Raw genomic sequence first — 23427 nt, forward strand, 5'->3', positions numbered from 1 at the left:
TCCGATATGTCTGAAGAGCAGGACAAGGACACCAAGACAGAAGAGCCGACCGAGAAGCGGATCAGAGACGCGTACCGGAAAGGCGATGTGCCGGCATCACGCGAGACAGGCAATATGGTGGTCGTTCTCGCGCTTCTTGGCATCGCGGCATTCGCGCTTCCGATGCAAGTAGATAAATTGATCGGGTCGCTGGCCGTATTGATCGAAGATGCGGGGCAGGTGGTGGTCGGGAACGGACAGGTCGGCCTCAACGATCTGCAGGATGCCTCAAGCGCTGCCCTTTCAGGATTGGTCAGCGCGATCCTTCCGGTCTTCGCAATCCTCATGGCCGGAGCTCTGTTCGGAGCGCTGATACAGGGTATCACCGTAGTTTCCCCCGAACGGATCAGGCCGAAGCTGTCTAAGATTTCCCCAAAGGAAGGCTTGAAGAGACTGTTCTCTTTGCGCTCTTTCGTGGAATTCGCGAAGAACCTTGTAAAGGTCCTGGCAGTGGGCGCGCTGGCCGTCTGGGTGACGAACCGCGCGGTTCAGGATATCTGGGCCGGGCTTGGCTTTATCCCCGAGTATCTTCCCAGTTACATCGTGGCGCACGCCAAGCAGTTGTTGATTTGGACAGCCTGCCTACTGGTGCCGATAGCCGTGTTGGACATTCTCTGGCGTCGCTACGATTGGCGACGGCGTCAGATGATGACCCTCAAGGAAGTTCGTGACGAACTGAAGGAAACGGAAGGCAACCCTGAAGTCCGTGCCAGGCGGGCGAGATTGCGGCGAGAGCGTTCTCAGCAGAGGGTCGCAGTGGCCGTACCGCTTGCAAATCTCGTTCTGACCAATCCGACGCACTTCGCGGTTGCGCTGAAATACGATCCCCAAACCGATATCGCACCTGTCTGCGTGGCCAAAGGTGCGGATAACCTCGCATTTCGGATTCGCGAACTGGCATTCGAGCACGATATTCCGGTCATTGAGAACAAGCCTCTGGCACGGCTGCTGTTCGACGTCGCCGACCTCGACGAGATAGTCCCGGCCGAGCAATGGGAAGCTGTCGCTGAAATCGTCAGCTTTGTCATGGCCCTGAAAGAGCGCGGCGTCACGCGAAAGCTTCCGCCAGGTTCAGGGCTGCTGAAGCGTCCGGTCTAGGCCGACCGGTCAATCGATCCGAACGCCGCGCAGGTCCTGATCGCCAGGCAATTGGGACCGTTCCAGGATGATCTTAGACACGGCTCGTGTGCGCACGGGTGACATTTTGGCCAAGATAGGCGCGGCCACGCGCGGTTTCATCGTGCCCAACACCATGATCGTTGTCTCGATGTCCATATCGTCCATGATCCTCGCCGCATCGGCAGGCTTCATGTTCTGGTAAAAGGCGATCAGGCGCTCCAGGTCATCGGTCTTGGCTGCCTCGACTCGTGCAAGCAACTCCTCGATCGACGCTTTGAGGGCGTTCAATCCCTCCTTCTCGATATCCAGCTTTTCACGGGCCAGCGCGATTTCCGAGCGGCGCGCTTCCAACTCGCTTTCTTGAGCCTTGACCAGTTTCCGCTGCTCTTCGAGCGCAAGCATGACTTCCTCGGGTGCCTCGCAAACGTTGCCTGACTGTTTCAGCCCGGGAACGATTGGCGGCACATCCGACTCCGGGGTGGCCTCGTTTTCAGTTTCGGTGCTGCCGGCGACCAGAACGAAGGGTTCCGGACCAGTCGGGTTGAACGGCACGATGGGCAGGGATGTCGCCGCCTTGGCAAAAAGGGTCAGACCAAGTCCACCCCAGAGGAGCTTGCCTATCGAGACTTGGGGCCACTTCATCTATCAGGCCCTCCGTTCCATCCGGGTTTGTTCGAAAAAGCCGCGGACAAGATCCTTCTTGTCCGACAGGGACTGGATGCCAAGGCCGTTTTCGGGCGCCGAACGGCGCGGGTGGAACTCAGGCTCCTCTTTCAAGGGCTCGGCTTTATCCAATTCTGCCGTGGCTTTGGCCGTTGCCGCCGCGACAACACCGGAGCGCATGAGGTTGACCGAGTCTTCCGACTTGTCCACGGCCATAGCGTAGGCCTGGACGAGGGGTTCCAGCTCGTTGAGCGCGGACATGAGTTTCTTCACCTTCCGCGACACCCAGTATCCGTAAAGCGTCGTTCCGGCGAGCAACACGATAATGATGGCGTCCGTGATCCCGGCAATCATTCTACTTCTCCTTCAGGCAGTTCCAGCATCTTGGTGATTTGAACGGCTGCATGGCCGTTGTTTCTCTTTCCGGTGGTGGCTCGAAAGACCGGCGTGCCCTCGCACCGCACCAGGGCATCCGAATCTTCCGAGCCATAGATTTCCAGTACGTCGCCAGGCTTCAATCGCATCAGCCGATCAAGCGATACGCTTTGTTCGGCCAGGATGACTTCCAGGTTCAGATGCGCGCGCTCCAACTGGCCGGAAATCAGTTTCTGCCAGCCGCGGTCACCGTTGCCACCATCTCCGAAATGCACCTTCGCCAGGTTCGCGCGGATCGGTTCCAGCGTGTCGTAAGGCAGAACCACGTAGAGCGCGCCGGTACGGCCCGCCATTGCCACGGAGATCTTGAACCTCACGCAGAGGCTCGCCTGCGGTGCGATGTTGGCTGCTTCGGGGTCAGTCTCGATGTTCTCCAGTTCGAGCTCCATCGGGCCGATAACCGACATGCTGGACTGTAGCTCACGAAGAAGTATCCGGGCCAATTGTGCGCCGAACCCGCACTCTATTCCCGTATAAGCCTTCGGAACGTCCCCCAGTGCGCCTTCCGCTGTGCCGCCCAGTGACAACTCCACGAATGTCAGCGCCAATTGCGGATCGGTTATCATCATGAAGTCGCCGTCGAGCAACGACCCGCTGCACGTAGCGATCATCGGCGGCGTCGGAAGGGCGTCGATGATCTGAGCGAGCGGCATATATTCGAACTGTGCCAACGACGCTTCGCAGATGACACGAGTATGCTCGGGAAGCGCGACCGAGAGGTTTTCGACGAACCGCTCGCCGATGATCTCGAGCATTGGCAGGCGCTGGAAATTGAAGTCCGAAAGCCGAATGATCTCGTCGATCAGGTCTGCGCCATGCAATTCAGACTGAGCCGTGGTCTGCAAATTTACCTCCCTATTGCACGATCAGGTCGCTGATCAGGATTTCTTCGGGCAAGTCGCTACCGACCGCCGCTCTGGCACGCTTGAGTAATTGCGCTTTGACGCGAACGATGCCTGACATGCCCCGTACATCGGCCTCGGTCAGCCCGCGAAGGTAGGCATTGAACAGATCGCGCATGAACGGTTCCCGCTGCTTCATGATGTCAGCCGCGCCCGGGTCGGTTCGATACACGACGATCAGATTGACCTTGAGAAAAGCCTTGGTCGTTTCGCCCGTGGACGATGTGCTTGCGATGTTCGTCAGCACCTCGCCAAAGTCCAGAAGGCCGTCATCCGCCTTTTCATTCTCTGAGTCATGCGCGTCTTCGTCGCCGGTCTTGTCCTGCAGGGCTATCGCATCGCCAGCAGGATGATCCCCCTGAGCAAGCGGGTCCGTGATGCGGTTGTGGCCCGCATCGTTTGATCCGGCGTGATCTTCGTCGCCCTGAGTATGCGCGGTGTCTTCGGCATCCTGTTCTTGCCCGGGCTCGTAGCTGGCGGCGTCCTCCAGGTAGGCGATACGCGCAAGGATGAACCCGCCCCCCAAGGACGCGACGCACATCAGGGCGGCCACCATCAAAAGGCGGCGGTTCGATTTGACCTGCGCAGCGCGCGTCTGCGCAGCATCGTCCGCACTGGGTTTTGCGGGCCGCTTTGTCGGCTTCGAGGGTTTTGCTGGCTTGGCCATCGCGTCAACTAGTGTTTCCGTGCTTCCAGTAATTTGTTCTTATCTCGTAACAAGATTAGATGAAAGTTTTTCTTGATAGATCATGCAATTTTTGGTCTATCAATAACAAGAAAAGGAAGTTGCCGTGAATTCTTTCGTCGAAAACTTGCGAAATCTTGGCCGGCGTCGGCTTCTGATTTTAGGCGGCACCCTCGCGGCGTTGGTTGCGGCGCTATTGCTTGGCCTTGGTGCGGTAACCAAGCCTGACTATGCGCCGGTCTATCAGAACCTTTCGGTTTCCACATCCGGATCGGTAGAGACGACCTTGCTCGGCGCCGGTTTCCCAGTTCGCGTTTCGGACGACGGATCAAGCGTTCTGGTGCCGCGTAGCGATCTTGCACGTGCGCGAATGGTGTTGGCAGAAACCGGCGTGCCCATCGACGGTGACCCTGGCTGGGAGCTCTTCGACGATCAAAGCGGTCTGGCCATGAACTCGTTCATGCAAAGTGTGAACAAGCTTCGTGCCATGGAAGGAGAACTTGCGCGGTCAATCCAGACCCTTGATGGAGTTCAAAGCGCGCGCGTTCACCTTGTCATTCCCGAGCGTGAGCCTTTCTCGCGCGATGTTCCTGTTCCGCGGGCATCGATTATCGTTCGTCCTGTGCCGGGTCGGCCTGTCTCCCGAAAGCAGGCGATTGCGATCCGCAACCTTGTGGCATCGTCCGTGGCCGATCTCGATCTGCGGCGCGTCACGGTTCTTTCCGCGAGTGGTGAGACAATTCTCGCGGAGGGGAACGAAACGGATGGCCAGATCACGATGCAGTCGGCGAAGACTGGCATAGAAGATCGCCTGTCGCGGGAAATCCAGGATATCCTGACTGCGCGAGTGGGGGCCGGGAACGCCCGCGTTCGTGTGAACGCCGATTTGACGACGCATCGTGAAGTTGTCGTCGAGCAATCGTTTGACCCAGATCAACAGGTTGTCCGGTCAACCGAAAACAATACTGAAAGCCAGTCGGGAACCGAAGGCGGAAACGTCGGGGTTGAGAACAACATTCCGGCGGCTTTGCTCGACGGTCAGGAAGGCGCATCCACACGCCGGTCTATTTCTGGCGAGACGGTGACCTACGAGATCGGCAACACGCGCCGGGAGATCGTCAAGGAGGCCGGTGAGATCAAGCGGCTTTCCGTGGCTGTTCTGATCAACGGCATCTACTCCGTGGAAGGGTCGGATGTAACCTACTCGGAACGTACGGAGGAGGAACTCCAACGACTCGAGGGCCTGATCAAGTCTGCGGTCGGGTTCGATGAACAGCGCGGCGATTCCGTCTCCGTCGACAGCATGCGGTTCATGGACTACTCGATGGAAGTCGGTGACCCGATCACACTCTCGATGTCCCAGCAGATTTCCAGGAACATCGTTCCGATTCTTCGCGGGCTTCTGGCCCTTTTGGTTGTCGGTCTCGTCGTCATCCTGGGTGTGCGCCCTGCCTTGAAGTACCTGTCTCAGGAGCCTCAACCGGCGCTTCCGGGAAGAGATGGCAACCCGGACCTGCTTGCAGACGCCTCCGACGGATCTGCCGCCATGAACAGCGAAGACTCGCGTCTTGCTCAATCCTCGCTACCGGATGGCAGCGTTCTACCTCCCGAGCGAAAATCAGTCGATATTGCTGCACCATTCGATCCGCTCAGTGATGCAGGCCCGCACGAATACGTTGAAGCATTGGGCGTTCGGGGGAACCTGCTGAAGGCGCGGGTGGAGGGCATCCAGAAACTTGCCGATGAAAGGCCCGACCAGGTTCTCAAGGTGCTCCGGACCTGGTTGATGGCCGAGGCCGAGACATGATCGATCTGTTTCAACGCAACTTTGATCTTGATAACGACACATTGGTTTCAGGCGTTGCATCCGGGTCGAGGACAGCAACCGAACCGGACATTCCCGACAGCATGTCGATGGAAATGGTCAGCCAGCTTGTCGAGGATGCCAAGGCAAACGCTTATGCCGAGGGTTTCGCGGATGGCGAGACCGAAGCGGCGAAAGAGGCGGCACGGTCGCTTGAGGCCAGCCTGGCCTCAACGGCAGAAGAAATCCGCAAAAGCATGGAGAAACTGATCGGCCTGGAAGCCGAGTTGCGGGCGGAAGCGGAACTCGAGATCTCGGAACTGGTGCAGTCAATCTGCTCTGCAGTCTTTCCCCGGATCGTTGCGAGCCGCGCCGCTGAACTGGCTGTTACGCAAGTCATCTCAAGCCTGAAATTTTCCCAGGACAGCCCAATTCTACGGGTTCAAGTCGAACCTGCTCTCGCCGATGAGGTCGAAAGGCTTTCCTTGGGCTGGAAGACCGGCAGCAAACGAAACACGGAGCTTTCAATCGAGGCCAGCGCCGGCATGGAACCGGGGCGCGTTCGCATGGACTGGCTGGGTGGCGGGCTTGAATACGATCTTTCCGTCGCATGTGAGCGCGTAGAAAAAGCGTTTCAGACGGCCACGGATGAATTGAGAGCACAAATCGAAAGGTCCGCAGAATGCAAGACTTGAACCAGATTACTGAACCCCAGCCGAAAGAAGATGAGGCCGAGCCCCAAACCGCCACCGAAACGGAGGCGCGGCACGAGGCGACCGGCCGCAACATAGATGCGATTTTCGGCGTCAAGCTGGACGTGCGTGTTGTTCTGGGCCGTGCCAAACTTCCGATTTCGGAAATCCTGAACCTGTCCAAGGGGTCTGTCATCGAGCTGGACCGGAAGGTCGGTGACCCTGTGGACATAATGGTGAATGATCGCATGGTTGCCCGTGGGGATCTTGTGAAGGTGCGCGGCGGAATGATCGGGGTTGCGCTTAGGGAAATCGTGAAGGATTTCGTCACCGACTAGGATCGCGGTCGTGCGCTTGCCCCCTCTCATGTTTTATCGGTCGAGACATTTCGCCGGGGCCCTGGTTTTGCTGGCGCTCATTATGGTTGCGGCCGCCCCAGCGCTTGCTCAGGACAGCGGTCTTGGCAGCTTGCTCAGGGATTTGTCCAGCGACCTGTCCGGTGCGGAGCCGGGTAGCGATCAAAGCGCCGGCTTGTCCGGGCGCCTTTTGCAACTCTTTGCCCTGGTTACGGTTCTCAGCATTGCCCCGGGTTTGCTTGTCGTCGCAACCAGCTTCACGCGGTTCGTCATCGTACTGTCCATGCTCAGGCTGGCGCTTGGCCTGAACCAGACCCCCCCGAACATGGTGCTCAATGCCATGGCGTTGTTCATGACCTTGTTTGTCATGCAACCCGTCTTCGACGATGCGTGGGACGGTGGCCTTCGCCCCCTGCTCGAGAACTCGATCACCGAAGAACAGGCCGTTCTCAATATCATGGAACCGTTTCGCGATTTCATGCTCGCCAACACCAGGCCGAAGGACATCCAATTGTTCGTGGAAATCTCTCAAAGCACGGAAGAAGAGGCAACGCCCCCGACAGATCAGGCAGACGTAGATTGGCGCGTACTGGTCCCGTCATTCATGATTTCCGAATTGCGCCGTGCGTTCACGATCGGATTTCTTCTGTATCTGCCCTTCATCGCGATCGACCTCATCATCGCATCCGTGCTTATGAGCGCAGGTATGATGATGTTGCCGCCGGTGCTTGTTGCACTGCCATTCAAGGTCATTTTCTTCGTGCTTATCGATGGGTGGTACCTGCTCGCCGGGTCTTTGATGCAATCCTACCAATTGTTAGGCGGATAACCGGTGGAAATCCTGGTTCCATACCAAATTTTGCCAACTTCCTGTTCGCAACCACAAGATTTGGTGATAAAAGAGTGGGCGACCTACATCCGTAACGGTTGAAAAGCACATGAATCACTATTCATCGTACTTCAAAGCTAGAAAGCTCAACGGCGCCCAGAAGTCGGCGGTCCTGTTCCTGTGCCTCGGAGAGGAACGGGGGGGCGCATTGATGCAGCAACTGGATGTGAAGGAGATTCGTCAGATCAGCAATGCGATCTCGACCATGGGCGAAGTCCAGGCAGAGATCGTGGAAGAGATCATGCAGGAGTTCGGCGAGAAAGTTTCGGAATACGGGTCGATCGTCGGCTCGGTCGAGGCGGCAAGGGGGCTGCTGAAGGAGTTTCTACCCGAGGAACGGGTTTCGGAAATACTGGGAGAAATCGAAGACAGCAAACGCAGCACTGTCTGGGAAGACCTGTCTGCGATGAACGAAAAGTCTTTGGCCGATATCATTCGGCCGGAACACAATCAGACCGTGGCGTTGATCCTGAGCCGCATTCGGCCGGAAACGGCTGCCAAGGTTTTGCCCCTGCTGGGGGCCGAACGTGCGGCGGAATTGATCCAGCGGATGCTGGCCATAAACAACCTCTCGCTCGAAACCCTTCAGAATGTAGAAGACAGTATTCGCAAGGATATTCTCTCCAAGTCCGGCAACAACGCCACTGCCCTGATCGAAAAGCAGATCGTGTCAGTGTTCAACAAGTTGGACGAGGATATGTTCAACAGCGTCGCGCGCGAATTGCAGCAGCGCGAACCGGAGCGATTCCGCTCGCTTAAACAGCAGATGTTTGTCTTCGACGATCTTGCAAAACTAGAAGCCAATATTCTGTCAAAGGTAATGCGGGAAGCTGGCGGGAATACGTTGCCGCTGGCCCTGAGGGGCGCCAAGAAGGGGGTGCGCGACGTGTTCCTGGCCGCTCTGCCTTCTCGATCGCGGGACATGCTGGCCGATGAAATGGCCACGATGGGAGGCGTGCGCAGCCGGGACGCGAAAGCCGCACAGACCGAACTGGTGGAGGTTGCCCTCAGGCTCGCTGCGGAAGGAGAGATTGAACTTCCAAGCGACGAAGAAGAGGAGATGCTGACCTAGTTTCAGCCGGTGTTCACCGCGTTAGGTCGTCAGCGATACAGCGATGAGGCGGAAAACGTCACCGGAGAGATCTCAAGCGTAAGTGGCACGAACTGCGCACCAATTCCGACAGGATTGAAAAGTGAGGCCAGGCGCGATCCTGACAGCGTTTGCGGCGGGTTCAGGACATCTGAAATCGCGATGTACTTTGCCTCAAGGTCTTCCCTGACCTTGGGATCCTTCAAGTCAGCGATGTTCAGTTTTTCTTCGTATCGAAGTTTCTGCGCATCCACCTCAAGGCCCGCCAGCTCTTTTGGCAGGCCCAGGGCAACCTGAAAGAAATCGGTCAGTCGTGTATCCTTGAGAACATCGTACCAGTTGTCGATGTCGGCCACTTCTTCGCGAAAATGCAGGACATTGCCCACCGTGTCGTTCTGGGCTGCATTGTCGTTCACGAAAACGCGGTTGAAATAGCGCTCAACGATTTGTTCAACCCATACAGGATTGTCGAAACCGGGGTCGGTTGGCCCATCCTCTGTCGTAAAGCCCATAGCAGCGTGAAGCTCTCCGAACCGCGGGTCGGTCAGGCGGTTTACCAAGGACGTTTCGTCCGACGGATCGCTTTCGAGAACCTTGCGGATCATCCCCTTGCCGAAGATCTGCTCCTCCAGATCGAAGGCCTTCATGACAAAGGAATAAACTTCGAAGTCCTTAACGAGCTCTGCTGGCGTGCTGATGGATGCTATCCGTTCACGAAAAGCGGACGCCGCGCGCTCGTGTTCAGGTTGCTCGCGAAGCGAAATGATCTGCCGCTGTCGTGTCGAGTCTATGATGTTAAGCGCGATTTGACTGCCCAATCCACCGATGCTGATGACCAATGATCCTACTCCGCCGCTGTCTGGGGGGCCTTGCCGTGCATCATTTCGTAGAGGCGCTCTTCATACTGGATGACCGGTCGAAGGGCGCGCATGGCCTTGTAAAAGTCGTTTGTGGATACGTGGTTGGCGGCTTCGACAAGGTTGCCGGCGACTTCATCATGGAACACCGGGACGAGCCTGCCGAGCTTCGCCTGCAAAATGGGGATCAACTTTTCCCGCAGCTCTGTGTTCAAAAGGCAGGTTTGAGCAAAGAAATATACTTCCTTTACGGGCGTCCCCGCATCGCTTTCATCCAGCAGGTCCGACTCGCGAACGACGTCAGCCTTGTTCTCGACATCGAGAAAATGCCGCCTGTCCGAGTTACGGATGACGCAGCCGTTCACGATGATACGTTCATTCGGTTTCAATGTCAGTTTCAGCGCCATAGTCTATTCCGTCGTGCTGAATGCCCGGCCAGCCAGCCCATTGATTATCGTCTTGTTAATGTCGATTAGGGGTTTGACCTTCTTTTCCCCGGCCAAAACGCCCTGGCTATGCCGCTCAACCCACATGGCGAGTGAAAGAAGCCCCGCGCGCAAATCCGGGCTCAGTGCGTTTTCCGGTTCGGCTAGGTCTGCCTTGAAAGCGAGCCATACCCGTTCATTCTGCCAGACATCTTCCCTCAGTCCGTTCGAAAGAATTTCCAGCCGCTCGCCTGACGTTTCGGCGGCATCATAATCGACATGACCACTTTCCAGCCGCGATGTGACCTGCACGAGGACCCGACGTTCAATTTGCCGCGGCGCTTCTGTATCGGAAATAGTCCGCTTGTAAGCGGCTATGCTCATGGTTTTATCTCGCTATTTTTTGTTTCTGCCTCAAGTCGAGTTTACCCACGCCAGATTAAAGCTGGATTAAAGTTTTCGACGAAATTGATTACTTGTTAATCTTTGGCTCAGAGGCAGGCACGGAGGCGCATGTCAGGCAAAAAGCTGTCCGCTTTTGCCGAACATGCGCTCGTAGATCGGCTGCGACCGTCTGAGCCGCCGCCACTTGTCCGGATAGAAAAGCCCGCTGAATGCGGTTGTCTAAATGAGATGCGACAAGGCCGATCCGTCGCCTGCTCCGATGTTCTTGTTGGCCTTTTCTGACGCCCCGGTTCTTTCGACCATGTGAAGGGCGCGCGCATCCGAGACAGTATGCGGGGCAGGGCGGCTCACTTCTTCCGAAACATGCCCTATCGGGTTGAAGCCCGCGTAATTCACCAGCATCGTCCCGAGCATGCTCCCCAGGTCTCTGCCTGTGTAAACGTCCGCATCGGCGAGTTGAACGGGTTCGATCAAGATGACCGTGTCAACTTCGACCTCTACGCCGAACTCTTCTTCGAGAATGTCGCCGAGCGTCAATCCAGCTGAGATTTCCTCGCTTTCGTTAAGCATGATCGGTTGCTCGAAACCTTCTGATGCCACCAATCCCAAAATTGGTCGGTCCAAAATGGCCGCGAGGATGCCGATTAACGGTGAATGAACGTCGTGGCCTCTGACTTCCAGCCCGTTTGTCCAAATCTGCTCAAGTAAGCCCTTCGTTTGCAATTTTCAGTCCCCCAAGTGTCTTCCCACTTCATTTTACGGTCGCGTGCAAAGTTTTAGAACACGGCATATGTTAACTGATGCTGCGTAAGTCGGTCCTGACGAAACCGTCCGAACCGAACCTCATTGGCTATCCAGAGGCCAGAGCGGTCGTGCAAGTGGTTAATATTTCAAGGTATTCTATATGTTGGGGTGGAGGTTGTGAGATTTACATAATGTAGTCTCCATTCCTATATGTCGGCGCCAGGTAAAATAATTGTTAATAGTTGGTGAATTCCTGCCTACGTGTTGCCTTGCGCAGAGGCGACTCAATCTCAGTATGAGCCTGTGAAAGCAGCCGTTTCTGTCGCACAATGATACTTCAAAAAATTCTGGCTGCGCAGGCCGTCCACTTTACGCACGCTCCGGATGAGCGTTCACTTCAAGCAATCAGAGCGTGGGTCTATGCCACGTCATCCGCGTAGATACGTGTCAGCGCGTTTTGGACGTGCTGGCGGACTTCCTCGGTGGACCGCAGGAGATGATCGCGCAGAATAGCGCAAGCGGCATCCGTGTTTTGATTGGCGATCGCTTCCAACAGGTCTGCGTGTTCGGCCAGAGCCTCGGAGTAGCGGCCTGTCTCCTCGAGGTTGATCCGGCGCACGAACCGAATCCGGTCGTTGATATTGCAGAGGTATTTCACCCGGGGCGCGTTGCTCGCAAGCCTCGCCAGTTCAAGGTGAAACTGCTCGTCGGCCTGCACGAGCGCGTTGATATCCATTTCTTCGGACTTCGTAAGCGCTTCACGCCAATGTGCCACGAAAGCTTCCAGTTCCACTGTCCGGCCGCGTGACATCGTTCGCAGCAGCGCGCCCGTCTCAAGATCAAGCCTTACGTCGTAAAGGTCGGCGATCTCTTGGACGCTGAGCCGGCGGCAGAAGAACCCCCGGCCCGGTTCGAACCTGACCAGATCATCCGCGATGAGTCGGTTGAGAGCTTCTCGCACCGGGGCCCGGCTCATCGACAGATCCGCCGCGAGTTCGGATTCATTCAATCTCGTGCCGGGCTTGATGGTGAATGTGACCAGCAAGTCGAGGAGTTTGTCATAGGCGGTATCGACAGTGGTTTTCGAACTCCTCGCCATGCCGCACTCCGTTTCGCTGACTCTCACGCTCAATGGTTGACAGATATTATCGTGGTCGTCAATGTTGTCGGTAATACTGTCGACAATTCTGTCGGCATATTTTGCGCATTAGAAATAGGGAGTTCCCATGTCCACGATAAGCAAAGATCAGGAGGCCGCCCACGCGCGCCTGACCGGGCAGGACGTTGCGACGTTTCACGAAAAGGGCTGGATCGTTCCCGACTGGGAGATTCCGCAGGACCTGATCGCCGAAATGCGGCAGGAATACGAGGATCTGCTGGCGCGCAATCCGCACGTCGAATCTGACATCATTCTCGCCCCTCATCAGACAAATGGCGGCTCGATGGGGATCAAGGGCTCTGAGAAATGGCTCGAATTTGCCACGCAGCCGGAATTGATGGAAATCGCCCGGCAACTGATCGGTGACGATATCATCCTCTGGGGCACTACGCTTTTCGGTAAGCCTCCGCACAACGGGAAGGAAACGCCCTGGCACCAGGACGGAGAGTACTACCCGATCCGACCGCTCGAAACGCTCACCATGTGGATCCCGCTTGACGATGTCACGCCCGAGAACGGGCCGATGAAGTTCATTCCCGGTTCTCACAAGGCCCATGAACTCTTCAGCCACTCGTGGAGTGACGGCAGCGATAAGACGATCAACCTCGTAACGGATTCAGATCATTTCGAGGAAGCCGACGCCGAGCCCCTTATCCTGCGCGCAGGGCAGGTTTCGTTCCATGACGTCTACATGATCCACGGCTCCAGCGCGAACCGCACGGATAAGCGACGCGCGGCCTTTATCGTACGGCTGATGCCGGCCACATCGCTTTACGATCACAAGCTGGGGGCCGAAATCGGGAAGAAACATCCGGCGCAGGGGTATGGGGTGCGACCGCTCTACCTTGTCAGCGGAGAAGACAAGGCAGGAAACAACTTCTCCATCGGTCACGATTGAGAGCGAGTTGCAGGTTCAAGGCCTGACTGACCTTCGAAAAGCCCGCCGCCGAAAGGCCGATGGGCTTTTCCGGGTGTCGTCGGTTCTCACTGATCGTGCCTTTCGACCGTACCTGAGCCCGCAAGATGCGCAAAGCCGGCGCAGGCTGCGCTCCGAGTCTTCACTTCTTTGTGGACAACATGTCGAGCACCAGTTCACATGCCCCCTTCCATGCGGGGTGGATGCCTTCCTGTTCCAGCCGTTCAAGCCCGGCGGCGGTGATGCCCCCTGGCGTGCAGAGGCTGGCAAGAATGTCACCCATTGGAGCTTCCTGCTCGCTCTGGATGCGGCCCGCAGCGACGAATGTTTGCGCCGCAAGCTGTCGCGCGAGAGCCGGGTCCAGCCCGCGGCTCGCGCCCCATTCGGCGCTGGTGCGGATCAGGTCCTGAGCCCAACCATAGATCGCCGCGCTGACCGTCGCCGCCTCGAACTGCTCTTCGGTGTCCAGCGCCATTGTCGTGCCGATCGCATCCAGAAACGGAGAGATCGCCGGGTCCATCGGGTAGACGATGGTTGGGCTCGCGCCCAACTCGGACGCGGTGATCGGCATGATCCGGACTACGCGCGCGGGCGCCGACGGGCCGGCCAACCTAGCCGTCGGGACACCGGCACAGGCCGACATAAGAACCTGGTTTTCTCGCCACGGCAGGCCGTTGACGGCCTCCTCAGCATCACCGGGGCGCACGGCCAGAAGCACCAAGTCGCTGGCCGCGACTACGGCCGCATTGTCGTCGGCAAGGAGGAAGCCATGTTCCTTCGCCATTTGCGGCCCATGACCACGCGGCGAAAGGCAAATATCCTCTGGCCGCAACCCCGCGCGCAAGAGCCCTCGCAGGATCGTCTCCGCCAGGTGGCCCACGCCAATGACACCGAGTTTCATGTGTGGTCTCCCTTCATTCCAGCCAGCCGACCGACTTTGGTCCGGTCGCAATGTTTGCCTGCTTCGATCGCCCTGATAGACAGTTTCCAGCCAATTCGCCACCCGTGCGGGGCTTTCAGACCGACCACCCTGAACCGGAGTTGTTCATGACCGACGCCCCCACGCTCTATGAGCCCCGAATGCAACCCGGCCGAGCGCTTCTGGATGCAGGGCGACAGGTGGCGCGCGACCATCGTCTTGGCAGCTGTCTCTTTCTGCAAACCGAAAGCGTGCCTTCGGAGGCCGAATACAAACGTCGCACTGCCGCTGAGGGCCGGATCATGCAACATGCCCATATCGGCTTTCGCAGCATTGACCGGACCGTCGATGCAATGGCGCGACTGCATGACATGGCGCAGGCACAAGGTGCCCGTATCGACCGTTTCGGTATCACGCTCGACTGGTCAATGGGCTACCCGCCCGAGCAGCGTGACGCGGCGGGGCGCGGCACGGGCATCGTCCTGAGCGGACCGGAGGACTTTGCACGCATCACCAATGCCTGCCCTGCCGCGGCACATTTCGGGGATTTCATGCTGGGCCTGCCCGGCGCATTGCACAACACCAAGGCGGCCATCGATGCAGGCGCGACCGCGATCGGCAATCTCGGCCAGTATTTCACCTTTCGCTTGCCTTACTGGGATGACGACGTCGCCACCACCGAGGCCACGGTAACGGCGCTTGGCCTGATTGCCGCGCAGGACTCCGAGATCCTCGTGCACTCCAATCTGGATGACGGGTTCGCAGGGTTGTTCCTCGATGTGACCAGCGCCTTCGGCATGATGTTGATCGAGAAACACATCGTAGAGGATCTGATCGGTGCCCGGGCGTCATTCTGCTTCGGGCATCATTTCTCGTCACCGTTGACCCGCGCAGCCTTTCACGCTGCGCTGGCGCGCGAAGGCGCCGCACCCGGCACGATGCTGTTCGGCAATACCGTCGCCTACCAGGGTTTGCCCGCGGCGAACTACGCCAGCCTTGCGAGCTATCTGCTGGCCGACATGGTAGCGCTCTCGCGAACCAATACTGGCCATGCGATCAATCCTGTTCCAGTAACGGAAAACCTGCGTATTCCAGACGTAGAGGAAATTCTGGACGCCCAGATTTTTGCCCACCGTCTGGCACAGCACACGCCTGCTTACGTGGACCTGATCGACCCGGAGCGCGTCGACTCTTTGGCCAGCCGCATTGCCGATCATGGCCGCTTGTTTGCTCACGCCGCTCTGACCGGGCTGGCTGAACTTGGCGTCGATGTCTCTGATCCGGCAGCCCTGATGTTGGCGATCAAACGCCTTGGGGCAAAACGGATGGAGGCGGCCTGGGGGCAGGGGGCATTCGTGGAACAACGCAGGCAACCGCTCGTACCGGCCGATTGGGCCGAAGAGCTGGACGATATGGCGCGAGACTGGCTTCTCTCCCCCGAGGCCAGAAGCACAAGCTGCGATGGTCTCAAGGTGGTCATCGGCACCACCGATGTGCACGAGCATGGCGCGTATCTCATCAGTCGCGCGCTCGCAGGTCTTTCCGCTACGGTCACCGAGGCCGGCGTGGCGCTGGATCCGGATGCCCTTGTTGCGCGTGCCTGTGACGTGTCGGCGGATGTTATCGCGATCAGCACCTACAACGGGATTGCGCTCAGCTATACGCGCGCCGTGTTGTCCGAACTCGAAAAGCGCGGGCTCAGCATCCCTGTGCTCGTAGGCGGAAAGCTCAACGAGATTCCGGAGACGTCGAACACCGATCTGCCCGTGGATGTGACTGCAGAGATCAGGGCAATCGGTGCCGAACCGTGCCACGATCTCGAAGAGATGGCGAAGGCCTTGAGGCACAGGTGTCAACGGGTCTCGGCTCTGTCCCAATCCGGGCGGTGATACCTCTACCCTCATCAATTCCGTGCCGTCGTTATACGGCATGAGCGGCAGCTCGATTTCGATAGCCAATCATTCGCAGTGAAGCGACCTGGCTCGGGTCAAGCAGGACGGGTGTCATGACCGGCCGCAAGGTATGAATAGGTTCCGAACCAGGTCAGCCAGCACGGCAATTCGCCTTCAACGCGTGTCAAAGGCCCTTGATGCATGTCCCCAGTCCGGCCACCAGACCGCGCGTCGCATTCGTATCGATGATGAAGGGTCCGAGGAGGCGGGCCCCGCCCGGAGTTCCGTTTCACAGGCTGGACCTAGAACAGCAGCTCGACAAACACAGCCGGCTCACCTGCCGGGGCGGTGATTGGGCCGCTTTGCAGGTTGCAGGCGGATCTGCCGGTGCGCGTGTCCTGGATTTTCCATGCGTTGCCCGAATTTGCGACCAAGGTCTAGGAGAGGGCTGCGGCTCCCAACCCCCCTCCAGTTACCGTGATCGCTACTAGGTCTGTCGTGCTGGTGCGTCAGCTCGCAAGCTTGATGCTGGCGTTGTCTTCTCCGATTTCGGCTTCCGCAGCCTCGGCGTCTAATGCGCTAGCCGGCAAGGTCACCGTAAACGTTGTGCCTGCCCCAAGGGTGCTTTTCACCTTGATGTTACCGCCATGGGCTTCAGAGAGCTTCTTGCAGATGGCCAGCCCTAAGCCGGTGCCGCCGGCTGTTCTTCGTTCAGCCGATTCCAGTTGCTTGAATGCCAGGAAGATCCGTTCGAAATCATTTTCATGGATGCCACAGCCATTGTCTTCAACCTCCAGACGGTACCCAGAGTCCGCCAGGCAGGCTCGTACCGTCACATCGGACGCGCTGGAAAACTTTACCGCGTTCCCAAGAAGGTTGATGAGGATTTGCATTATTCTGGCGCGATCTGCATATGCGACGATCGACTCATCACATGCCAGGGCGACTGTGATACCCTTTTCCTCGGTCAGAACTTTGAACTGCTCCGTGACCTCTTCCAGCAGGTCCCGCACCGAAAACGAAGTCTTTTCCAGCTTCGTTTCGTCAAGTTCCATGCTCGAGTAATCAAGGATTTCGTTGATCAAAGTAAGCAGGTGTTGGCTGGAGGTCGTGATTTTCTTCCCATAAAGCTCGACTTGTTCCAGCGTCGGGCTGGGCAAAGTTTTCACGTTGTTACCGTTCGTGTTCGCAGCCTTCATCTGAAGCTCGCCCATTTTCGACAGCATGGTCGAATACCCCATGATGATCGACAGCGGAGTTCTGAGTTCGTGGCTGAGAACGCTGAGGAACTCGGATTTGGCCTTACTTGCACTTTCGGCTGCGTTGCGCGCCTCGGTAAGTTCGGCAATGCTCTCGAGACGCGCGCGATTTTCGAGCACGTAGCTGATGAAGCCACCGAACACGATCACCACGGCGGTGCCGCTTACGGCAAGTGCCAGGTTCTTGAAGGCCGCCGCGTTCGCGAAGGTGCCGTCAATCAGCAAGGGATACACGCCGAAGGCGGCCATACCGGTAAAGTGCAGGGACACGATGCCGAGTGTCAGGATCACTGCCATCAGGACTTCATTCCGTCGCCGGCGGCCGCGCCCAATGGTAAGTGCAGCGGCGGAAACGACAACAGCAATCACGACAGAGGCGATCAGGTAGTTCATGTCCCAGTAGACGATCCCCTGAACGCGATATGCAATCATGCCCGTGTAATGCATGCTGGCAATGGCCAGCCCGAAGAATGCGCCGCCGATCTGCGCGGCGTATTTGCAACGTGACAAGGCCGCGAACATCAGGGCGAACGTGCAGCCAACAATGGCGATGGCCATCGAAAAGGCCGTGAGACCAAGATGAAACTCAACGGGCGCTTCCGGACGATACCCAAGCATCGCCACGAAGTGCGTGCTCCACACCGAGACACCTGCAACAGCACCCGTCGTGACATGCCAGAACGTGAGCCGTCTTTTTCCCTGAGCGCGTGAGTACTGGTACAGCCGCGAAGTGACGCAGCTGCCAAGCGCACATAAAAATCCGGCCAGAATGACCAGACTGATGTCGTGCTGCACTGTGATGCAGGAAAGTACCGTTAACATTCACCAAACTCCTAAAACATCTGCCACGAAGTGATGTTGGAATTTGTCAATAATTGGACGGGGATAAGATGTTTACAGACAAAGTCCGGCAGGATTTCAGATTGATCTTTTGCCGTCATTGGGCTGCACAAAAACCGAGCGTTTCGGAAAGGCCAATGTCACGCCATTGTTCGATTATGGGCACTGCGATGAGGGTTCGTTCCGAATTTTCGAGAGCGTAAGCCGATGCGTGCATGGAGGCCAACTGCCACTCCGACGGCATCTCCGAAATTGGGCAGGCCTTGCGTGTTCAAGACGAGCAGCCGGCTAGGCCGGGCGAAAGCTCATCTCGCTTTAGACGCCATTCATGCGGCTGCTGGGCTCCTTGACCAGACATGGTCTTTCCCGCGTCCTGCGCAGTCTTTCCGCATTTGCACGACGGCGCTGGATGGTCCACTTAATTTTGGCTATTCTGCCGCAACATGCTGCTGCGTGTGCAGATAAGGGAAGCCCGATGCGACGCCTAGAAGCTTATTTAAAGGAATTTGCAGGTTTTCTTGCCGCGGTATTTTCGACTCTGCTCATTGGGGCGCAAGTCGCACACTCCTGTGAAATCAGCACTTCGGAGAACACTCCTCCACGAGAAATTATCACGTGTGGCGACGCAGTTACGATAGAGCGCGAGCCAGCGGCGGAGTTACAGATTACCGAACGGCCGAACGAGGCCGCGCCGCGAGTCATTGAAGTGCAAGGCGGCGCTATCCTTATCAATATCTCGCCTGGGCACTCTCCAACGGAAGTCAGAACGCCACATGCGATCGCGACCGTTCGTGGCACGAAATACATCGTCGACGCAGGCGCGGAGCAAACATCCGTTTTCGTATTGGAGGGGGATGTGAATGTGCGACGCCCGAATGACCCCACTACCGTCACGTTGGAGGTTGGCGAAGGCACTGATGTCACGCCTGGCGAGCCACTTGCCGTCAGGAAATGGGGCGCCGCGCGTGCTGAAGCGCTCCTGGCACGTTTCGGGCGCTGAGATTGCCGTCTCTTCGAACGGGCACCTTTTCGGTAGCTGTCATCGTCCTTGCGGCCCTGATATGGGTTTCGCATTTGGCGATTTCCCATCTGCATACGCGCGACACTTGGTTGGATGGTCTGGAGTATAGACTGCTCGATCTTCGATATCGGATTGTTGGCCCTGTCGCAGCCGCGCCTGATGTCGTCTTTGTCGCAATCGACGATGAAACCTTGGAGCGCGAGCGAACAACAACGACTGGCCGCCTGCTTCTTGCCAGGGTCATTGAGAAGATCGCCCAGAGCGGTGCTCAGTCCCTCGTCCTCGATGTTCTCTTGGCAGATGCGGGAGAGCCGGAGGAACGCGCGGCGCTTGCCCACGCTCTCGGAACGCTGCCGGCGGTCATCGCGGCGGCCGCGCGTTTCGACGAGGGGGGCGACGTCAATGTCATTTGGCCGCATGACGCCTTCTTGGCTCGGGCCGATGTGGGGCTTGTCAATTTGCAGACCGATGCATCCGGAACGCCCCGGTTTGTGCCGCTGTTTCTTGAAGTGCAACGCAAAGCAATGCCTTCGATGCCATTGGTTGGCGCGATGAACCGGATAGGTGGCAGAGCAAGCATAGGGGAGCAATCCATTACCTTGGGCTCCTTGGAAATCGCCTTGGACAAAGGTGCGTACATGCCGCTCAGGCTTTTGGGGCCGTCGGGCACGGTCACCACACTAAGTGCGGGCGCACTAATGGAGGAAGCGACCTCCGACGCTTTGTCCGGCAAGTTGGTCGTTCTGGGGTACTCGGCAACAGGGACCGGAGACCTGTTCACGACACCGTTTGAAGATGAGGTTGCTGGTGCAGAAATCATTGCCACGGCGATTTTGCAGCTCGTCGGTGGTTCCGCCCTGACGCACGACGACAGAACCCGGACCTGGGATGTGCTGCACATGGTCCTGCTTGCATCAGTTGCCCTGATCCTGATGCTGCGGGCGCCGCTCATAACGGCTGTGCCTATGGTCGTCTGTGTCTTGATGCTGTCGCTCGTCGGCGTGACCGTCGCATTCGCCCACGGCCTGTGGTTGAGTGCAGCCCTGCCTCTGGCCGGCGCAATGCCTCCTGTGATACTTGCAGGTGCCCTTAGCTTGGCGCGGGAACGTCGCATTGCCCGGATATCCGAGCAAAGCCTGATATCTCTCAGGCGTTTCCAATCGCCATCGCTTGCGCGTCGAATCGAAGAGGACCCGGATTTTCTCACCACTCCTGAACAGCAGGACCTTGTCGTTTTCTTCGTCGACCTCACGGGATTCACCGCGCTATCCCAGAAGCTGGGCTCCGAGGGCACGCGCGCGCTGCTTCAGCAATTTCATGAGCTTACCGGCATGATCGTGCAGCAGAACGACGGGACCGTCATCAACTTCATGGGCGACGGCGCGTTGGCGGTTTTCGGGTTGGAGCAGGGCCAGAATGACCGGTCAAGCGCTGACCAGGCATTCCGATCAGCAGAAGAGCTCGAAGTCGGTCTCGCAACGCTGCCTATTCCACCGGATTGCCCGGCGGTTACGTGTCGAATTGGTCTGCACTACGGATCGGTGATCCTGTCGCGACTGGGAGCGCAAAACCACCAGCAGGTTACGGTAAGCGGTGATACGGTAAATCTCGCCAGCCGCTTGATGGAGGTTGCGAAATCCCGAAGTGCCAGGATCGTCGCGACGAGCGAGTTCGCGAACCAGCTTGACGCCGGCTTAGTCACTGGCGTTGCGACACCAGCGCGGGTCGAGGTGCGTGGGTGGAGTGGCGATGTCTCAGTGGTACTCTGGCCTCGAACAAGGACCTCCGAGAGCGGGGATTTATCCTGATCTGCCGAAATGTCTCGGGTGCCGATTTGGCGATGTCGATCCAGACCACGTTCGGACGCGACATGTCAAACTTGAATGCGTCGCATTTTCGCCTTGCCGACGAGCAGACGTCGATAAAATCGGCTCAGCCTGAGTTTCTGCATCGGGGCTATGCAGAATGATGGGCCCGGCTTTCGGAGTGACCATTAAACTCTGGGCTATCAGCATTTGGAGAGTGTTTGTACACTGGGCGACAAAGGAAATTTTTGATCACTGGAATACTCGCGCCTTGGATAGGCGACCAAGCATGAAAGACCTGAAATGACGACCGGCAAGCACGCGAAGTTCACGACTGGCAGCATAATGCGCCACGTTACGGTTTCGTCTTTCACGGCCAGCATCGGCCTGATGGCGATTTATGCGGTCGATCTCATCGATCTGATTTTCATCTCGATGCTCGGCTACGAAGAGATGGCCGCTGCGGCCGGCTATGCCAGCGCTCTCATGTTCTTCACCAGCGCGATCAATATCGGCCTGTCAGTGGCGGCTGCCGTATTGATCTCGCGGTCAATCGGTGAAGATGATGAACTCGAAGCCCGGGAATATGCCACCAGCTCAGCGATGCTCGTCATCCTGACCGGTATCGCCATACCCATAATATTATTGGTGAATATCGAGTTTTTCGTGGGCTTGCTCGGTGCCACAGGCGAGGTGGCCGAACTGGCTGCAACGTATCTATGGATTGTCGTCCCCTTTACCTGGGTGTCCGGCATTTCGATGGTCGCGGTCGCTTCCCTACGATGCTACGGCGAGCACCGGCTGGCCATGTATCCGGCTCTGTTCGGGGCACTGACCAATGCGGTGCTTGATCCCATTTTCATTTTCGCCCTGGACATGGGATTGCCGGGTGCCGCCTGGGCCACGGTGGCGGCGCGGTTCGTGACGATGGGCCTGGCCCTCCAACCGGCATTGCGCAAGCACAATGCCTTTGTTCCCCCAAGCCTGCGATTGCTTTGGCGTGATCTCCAGACGGTGACGCATTTCGCCAGCCGGGCCGTGCTGGCCAATGTTGCCACACCTATCGGCACGGCAATCGTGACTCGCGAGATGTCGAAGTTCGGTCCGGAAGCGGTGGCCGGGATGGCCGTGATCGGGCGGATGACGCCCGTCGCCTTCTCCGTCATCTGGGCGCTTTCCGGGGCCATCGGGCCGATCATCGGGCAGAACTTCGGTGCGGGCCGCGTGGATCGGGTCAAGCGCGCTTATCTCGACGGCATCAAGTTCGTCGCAATCTACGTGTTATGCATCACAATGATATTGCTGGTTTTTCGCGGTCAGATCGCCGATCTTTTCAACGCGAAAAACCTGACGCGCGACCTGATATACCTGTATTGTTTTCCGGTGGCACTGTCGTCGTTCTTCAGTGGCTCGGTCTTCGTGGCAAGCGCCTCATTCAACACGCTGGGCCGCCCGTCCTATGCGACCTGGTTGAGCTGGGGTCAGAACACGCTGGGCACCTGGCCGTTTGTTGTTGCTGGTGGGTTTTTGTTGGGGGCGCAAGGTGTCCTGATAGGGCAGGCCCTGGGAAGCGTCATCTTTGCTTCGGCCGCGATCTGGCTGGGCTGGCGGTTGATCAAGAACCCTCCGCAAGAAAACATGCGGCATCGCAGCCACAGCGCAATTTTTGGCCATGGCAGCCTCATTTCGCATACTCTCCACAAGCATATTGGAGAAAAATGATCCCGACCGGGGGAACCAGAAGCCTGACGCCGAAGAGAGCTATACAATATCGCAAGAAAGCGCCACCAAGGCGTTAGCGTTTGACCAGTTCCTTTGCCTGTCATCTTGCGCGGCGGACGTAACAGGAGAAGATGCCGATGGAATTCATCACCACCAACCACATGATCGAGGCCGTTGGCTGGCTCGCCGTTCTTTTTAAACTGGCGACGTTCTCCATGAATTCGATGATCTGGCTGCGTGTTCTCGTGATCCTGTCATCGGTCTGCTTCGTCATCTACAGCGCCTTGTTCCAGATCTGGCCACTTCTGGCGATCGAAATCATCCTGCTCTCCATGAACGCGTATCGGCTCTACGAACTCATCGCGCTGCGCAGATTGGTGACACACATGACGGATGACTCGGAAGCTGATTTCTCCGCCGCCATGGCCTATGGCAAGAAACGGGAGATCCAGGCGGGCGACGTTCTGTTCGAAAAGGGCGATCCGGTTGACAGCCTTTACTATATTGCCGAGGGCCTAGTTGAGATCGAGGGTCAGGACGTGACGGTGCCCGCAGGCAATATCTTCGGCGAAATGGCCTTTTTCAACAGCAGCGCTCAGAGAATGGCGACGGTTCATTGTGTGGAAGATACGGTTGTCTACGAACTCAACGAGAAACGGTTTACGCGGCTGCAGTACGAAGACCCCAAGTTTGCCATGGCCGTGATGCGACTGGTCACAAAGCGGCTCGTAGCGAATGCGGCACACACGCACTAGGCGTAAGCCGCATCTGGCGCCACGGCCCAACTCG

At 57.7% G+C, this 23427-nt stretch carries 23 protein-coding genes; 12 read left to right on the plus strand and 11 right to left on the minus strand.

All coding sequences use genetic code 11. The features are described from left to right. Positions 1 to 6: 6 nt before the first annotated feature. A complete protein-coding gene (locus RIdsm_RS06950) occupies positions 7 to 1137 on the plus strand; it encodes an EscU/YscU/HrcU family type III secretion system export apparatus switch protein (protein ID WP_057814814.1) in 1131 nt (376 codons plus the stop codon). A 9-nt stretch (positions 1138 to 1146) separates the two neighbouring features. Here the strand turns inward: RIdsm_RS06950 and RIdsm_RS06955 are convergent, their stop codons facing one another. From RIdsm_RS06955 to RIdsm_RS06970, 4 genes are read right to left on the minus strand one after another with little or no spacing between them, the layout of a single operon-like run. Next, positions 1147 to 1800, minus strand: coding sequence for a MotE family protein (locus tag RIdsm_RS06955; RefSeq protein ID WP_057814816.1), 654 nt, complete (start codon positions 1798 to 1800; stop codon positions 1147 to 1149). A gap of 3 nt (positions 1801 to 1803) precedes the next feature. Then, entirely contained in the window at positions 1804 to 2175 is a 372-nt protein-coding gene (locus RIdsm_RS06960) for a hypothetical protein (RefSeq protein ID WP_057814818.1), read from the minus strand. Next, the gene (locus RIdsm_RS06965; RefSeq protein WP_074940153.1) at positions 2172 to 3101 is read right to left on the minus strand and encodes a flagellar motor switch protein FliM; all 930 of its coding nucleotides are present in this window, start codon (positions 3099 to 3101) and stop codon (positions 2172 to 2174) included. Before RIdsm_RS06965 ends, RIdsm_RS06960 begins: the two co-directional genes overlap by 4 nt. Positions 3102 to 3111: 10 nt before the next feature. Continuing rightward, positions 3112 to 3825, minus strand: coding sequence for a flagellar basal body-associated FliL family protein (locus RIdsm_RS06970; RefSeq protein WP_057814822.1), 714 nt, complete (start codon positions 3823 to 3825; stop codon positions 3112 to 3114). Positions 3826 to 3949: 124 nt separating this feature from the next. Here RIdsm_RS06970 and fliF point away from each other — a divergent pair, with 124 nt between their 5' ends. The 5 genes from fliF to RIdsm_RS06995 all read left to right on the plus strand — a co-directional run bounded on the left by fliF (position 3950) and on the right by RIdsm_RS06995 (position 8656). Continuing rightward, a complete protein-coding gene (fliF, locus tag RIdsm_RS06975) occupies positions 3950 to 5650 on the plus strand; it encodes a flagellar basal-body MS-ring/collar protein FliF (protein WP_074940151.1) in 1701 nt (566 codons plus the stop codon). Then, complete coding sequence (locus tag RIdsm_RS06980) at positions 5647 to 6342, plus strand: FliH/SctL family protein (protein ID WP_057814824.1); 696 nt, start codon at positions 5647 to 5649, stop codon at positions 6340 to 6342. The genes fliF and RIdsm_RS06980 overlap by 4 nt, the downstream gene beginning before the upstream one ends. After that, positions 6330 to 6677 (plus strand): FliM/FliN family flagellar motor switch protein, encoded by a 348-nt coding sequence (locus RIdsm_RS06985; RefSeq protein ID WP_057814825.1) that lies wholly within the window; start codon positions 6330 to 6332, stop codon positions 6675 to 6677. The genes RIdsm_RS06980 and RIdsm_RS06985 overlap by 13 nt, the downstream gene beginning before the upstream one ends. A gap of 28 nt (positions 6678 to 6705) precedes the next feature. Then, entirely contained in the window at positions 6706 to 7524 is an 819-nt protein-coding gene (fliP, locus tag RIdsm_RS06990) for a flagellar type III secretion system pore protein FliP (protein ID WP_057815106.1), read from the plus strand. 109 nt (positions 7525 to 7633) lie between these two features. Beyond that, positions 7634 to 8656: a flagellar motor switch protein FliG gene (locus RIdsm_RS06995; protein ID WP_057814827.1), complete on the plus strand. Its 1023-nt coding sequence runs from the start codon at positions 7634 to 7636 to the stop codon at positions 8654 to 8656. 29 nt (positions 8657 to 8685) lie between these two features. Here RIdsm_RS06995 and RIdsm_RS07000 read toward each other — a convergent pair whose 3' ends face one another. The 5 genes from RIdsm_RS07000 to RIdsm_RS07020 all read right to left on the minus strand — a co-directional run bounded on the left by RIdsm_RS07000 (position 8686) and on the right by RIdsm_RS07020 (position 12204). Next, a complete protein-coding gene (locus RIdsm_RS07000; protein ID WP_057814829.1) occupies positions 8686 to 9513 on the minus strand; it encodes a DUF1217 domain-containing protein in 828 nt (275 codons plus the stop codon). Between the two features lie 5 nt (positions 9514 to 9518). Next, positions 9519 to 9938 (minus strand): flagellar biosynthesis repressor FlbT, encoded by a 420-nt coding sequence (locus tag RIdsm_RS07005; RefSeq protein WP_057814832.1) that lies wholly within the window; start codon positions 9936 to 9938, stop codon positions 9519 to 9521. 3 nt (positions 9939 to 9941) lie between these two features. After that, positions 9942 to 10340 carry a flagellar biosynthesis regulator FlaF gene (locus tag RIdsm_RS07010; RefSeq protein ID WP_057814834.1) on the minus strand — a complete coding sequence of 133 codons (399 nt, stop codon included), beginning with the start codon at positions 10338 to 10340 and terminating at the stop codon, positions 9942 to 9944. A 240-nt stretch (positions 10341 to 10580) separates the two neighbouring features. Further along, on the minus strand, positions 10581 to 11084 hold the full coding sequence (locus RIdsm_RS07015; RefSeq protein WP_057814836.1) for a hypothetical protein: 504 nt from the start codon (positions 11082 to 11084) through the stop codon (positions 10581 to 10583). 439 nt (positions 11085 to 11523) lie between these two features. Continuing rightward, positions 11524 to 12204: a GntR family transcriptional regulator gene (locus tag RIdsm_RS07020; protein ID WP_057814838.1), complete on the minus strand. Its 681-nt coding sequence runs from the start codon at positions 12202 to 12204 to the stop codon at positions 11524 to 11526. Positions 12205 to 12331: 127 nt separating this feature from the next. Here RIdsm_RS07020 and RIdsm_RS07025 point away from each other — a divergent pair, with 127 nt between their 5' ends. After that, positions 12332 to 13162, plus strand: a complete 831-nt coding sequence (locus RIdsm_RS07025; protein WP_057814840.1) for a phytanoyl-CoA dioxygenase family protein — start codon at positions 12332 to 12334, stop codon at positions 13160 to 13162. Between the two features lie 160 nt (positions 13163 to 13322). On the opposite strand, the gene RIdsm_RS07030 is transcribed toward RIdsm_RS07025, so the two are convergent. Then, complete coding sequence (locus RIdsm_RS07030; RefSeq protein ID WP_057814842.1) at positions 13323 to 14081, minus strand: pyrroline-5-carboxylate reductase family protein; 759 nt, start codon at positions 14079 to 14081, stop codon at positions 13323 to 13325. A 146-nt stretch (positions 14082 to 14227) separates the two neighbouring features. On the opposite strand from RIdsm_RS07030, the gene RIdsm_RS07035 reads away from it, so the two are divergent. Further along, complete coding sequence (locus tag RIdsm_RS07035) at positions 14228 to 15988, plus strand: cobalamin-dependent protein (RefSeq protein WP_074940149.1); 1761 nt, start codon at positions 14228 to 14230, stop codon at positions 15986 to 15988. A gap of 512 nt (positions 15989 to 16500) precedes the next feature. On the opposite strand, the gene RIdsm_RS07040 is transcribed toward RIdsm_RS07035, so the two are convergent. Next, a complete protein-coding gene (locus RIdsm_RS07040) occupies positions 16501 to 18072 on the minus strand; it encodes a sensor histidine kinase (RefSeq protein WP_074940147.1) in 1572 nt (523 codons plus the stop codon). 346 nt (positions 18073 to 18418) lie between these two features. On the opposite strand from RIdsm_RS07040, the gene RIdsm_RS07045 reads away from it, so the two are divergent. From RIdsm_RS07045 to RIdsm_RS07060, 4 genes are all read left to right on the plus strand, one after another. Then, complete coding sequence (locus RIdsm_RS07045) at positions 18419 to 19090, plus strand: FecR domain-containing protein (RefSeq protein WP_143100435.1); 672 nt, start codon at positions 18419 to 18421, stop codon at positions 19088 to 19090. A gap of 74 nt (positions 19091 to 19164) precedes the next feature. Then, positions 19165 to 20919, plus strand: a complete 1755-nt coding sequence (locus RIdsm_RS07050; RefSeq protein ID WP_236553204.1) for a CHASE2 domain-containing protein — start codon at positions 19165 to 19167, stop codon at positions 20917 to 20919. A 300-nt stretch (positions 20920 to 21219) separates the two neighbouring features. Continuing rightward, positions 21220 to 22638 (plus strand): MATE family efflux transporter, encoded by a 1419-nt coding sequence (locus RIdsm_RS07055; RefSeq protein ID WP_064261646.1) that lies wholly within the window; start codon positions 21220 to 21222, stop codon positions 22636 to 22638. Between the two features lie 137 nt (positions 22639 to 22775). Beyond that, positions 22776 to 23393, plus strand: a complete 618-nt coding sequence (locus RIdsm_RS07060) for a Crp/Fnr family transcriptional regulator (protein WP_057814852.1) — start codon at positions 22776 to 22778, stop codon at positions 23391 to 23393. The last annotated feature ends 34 nt before the right edge of the window (positions 23394 to 23427 follow it).

Source organism: Roseovarius indicus, from assembly GCF_008728195.1.
GTDB lineage: Bacteria > Pseudomonadota > Alphaproteobacteria > Rhodobacterales > Rhodobacteraceae > Roseovarius > Roseovarius indicus.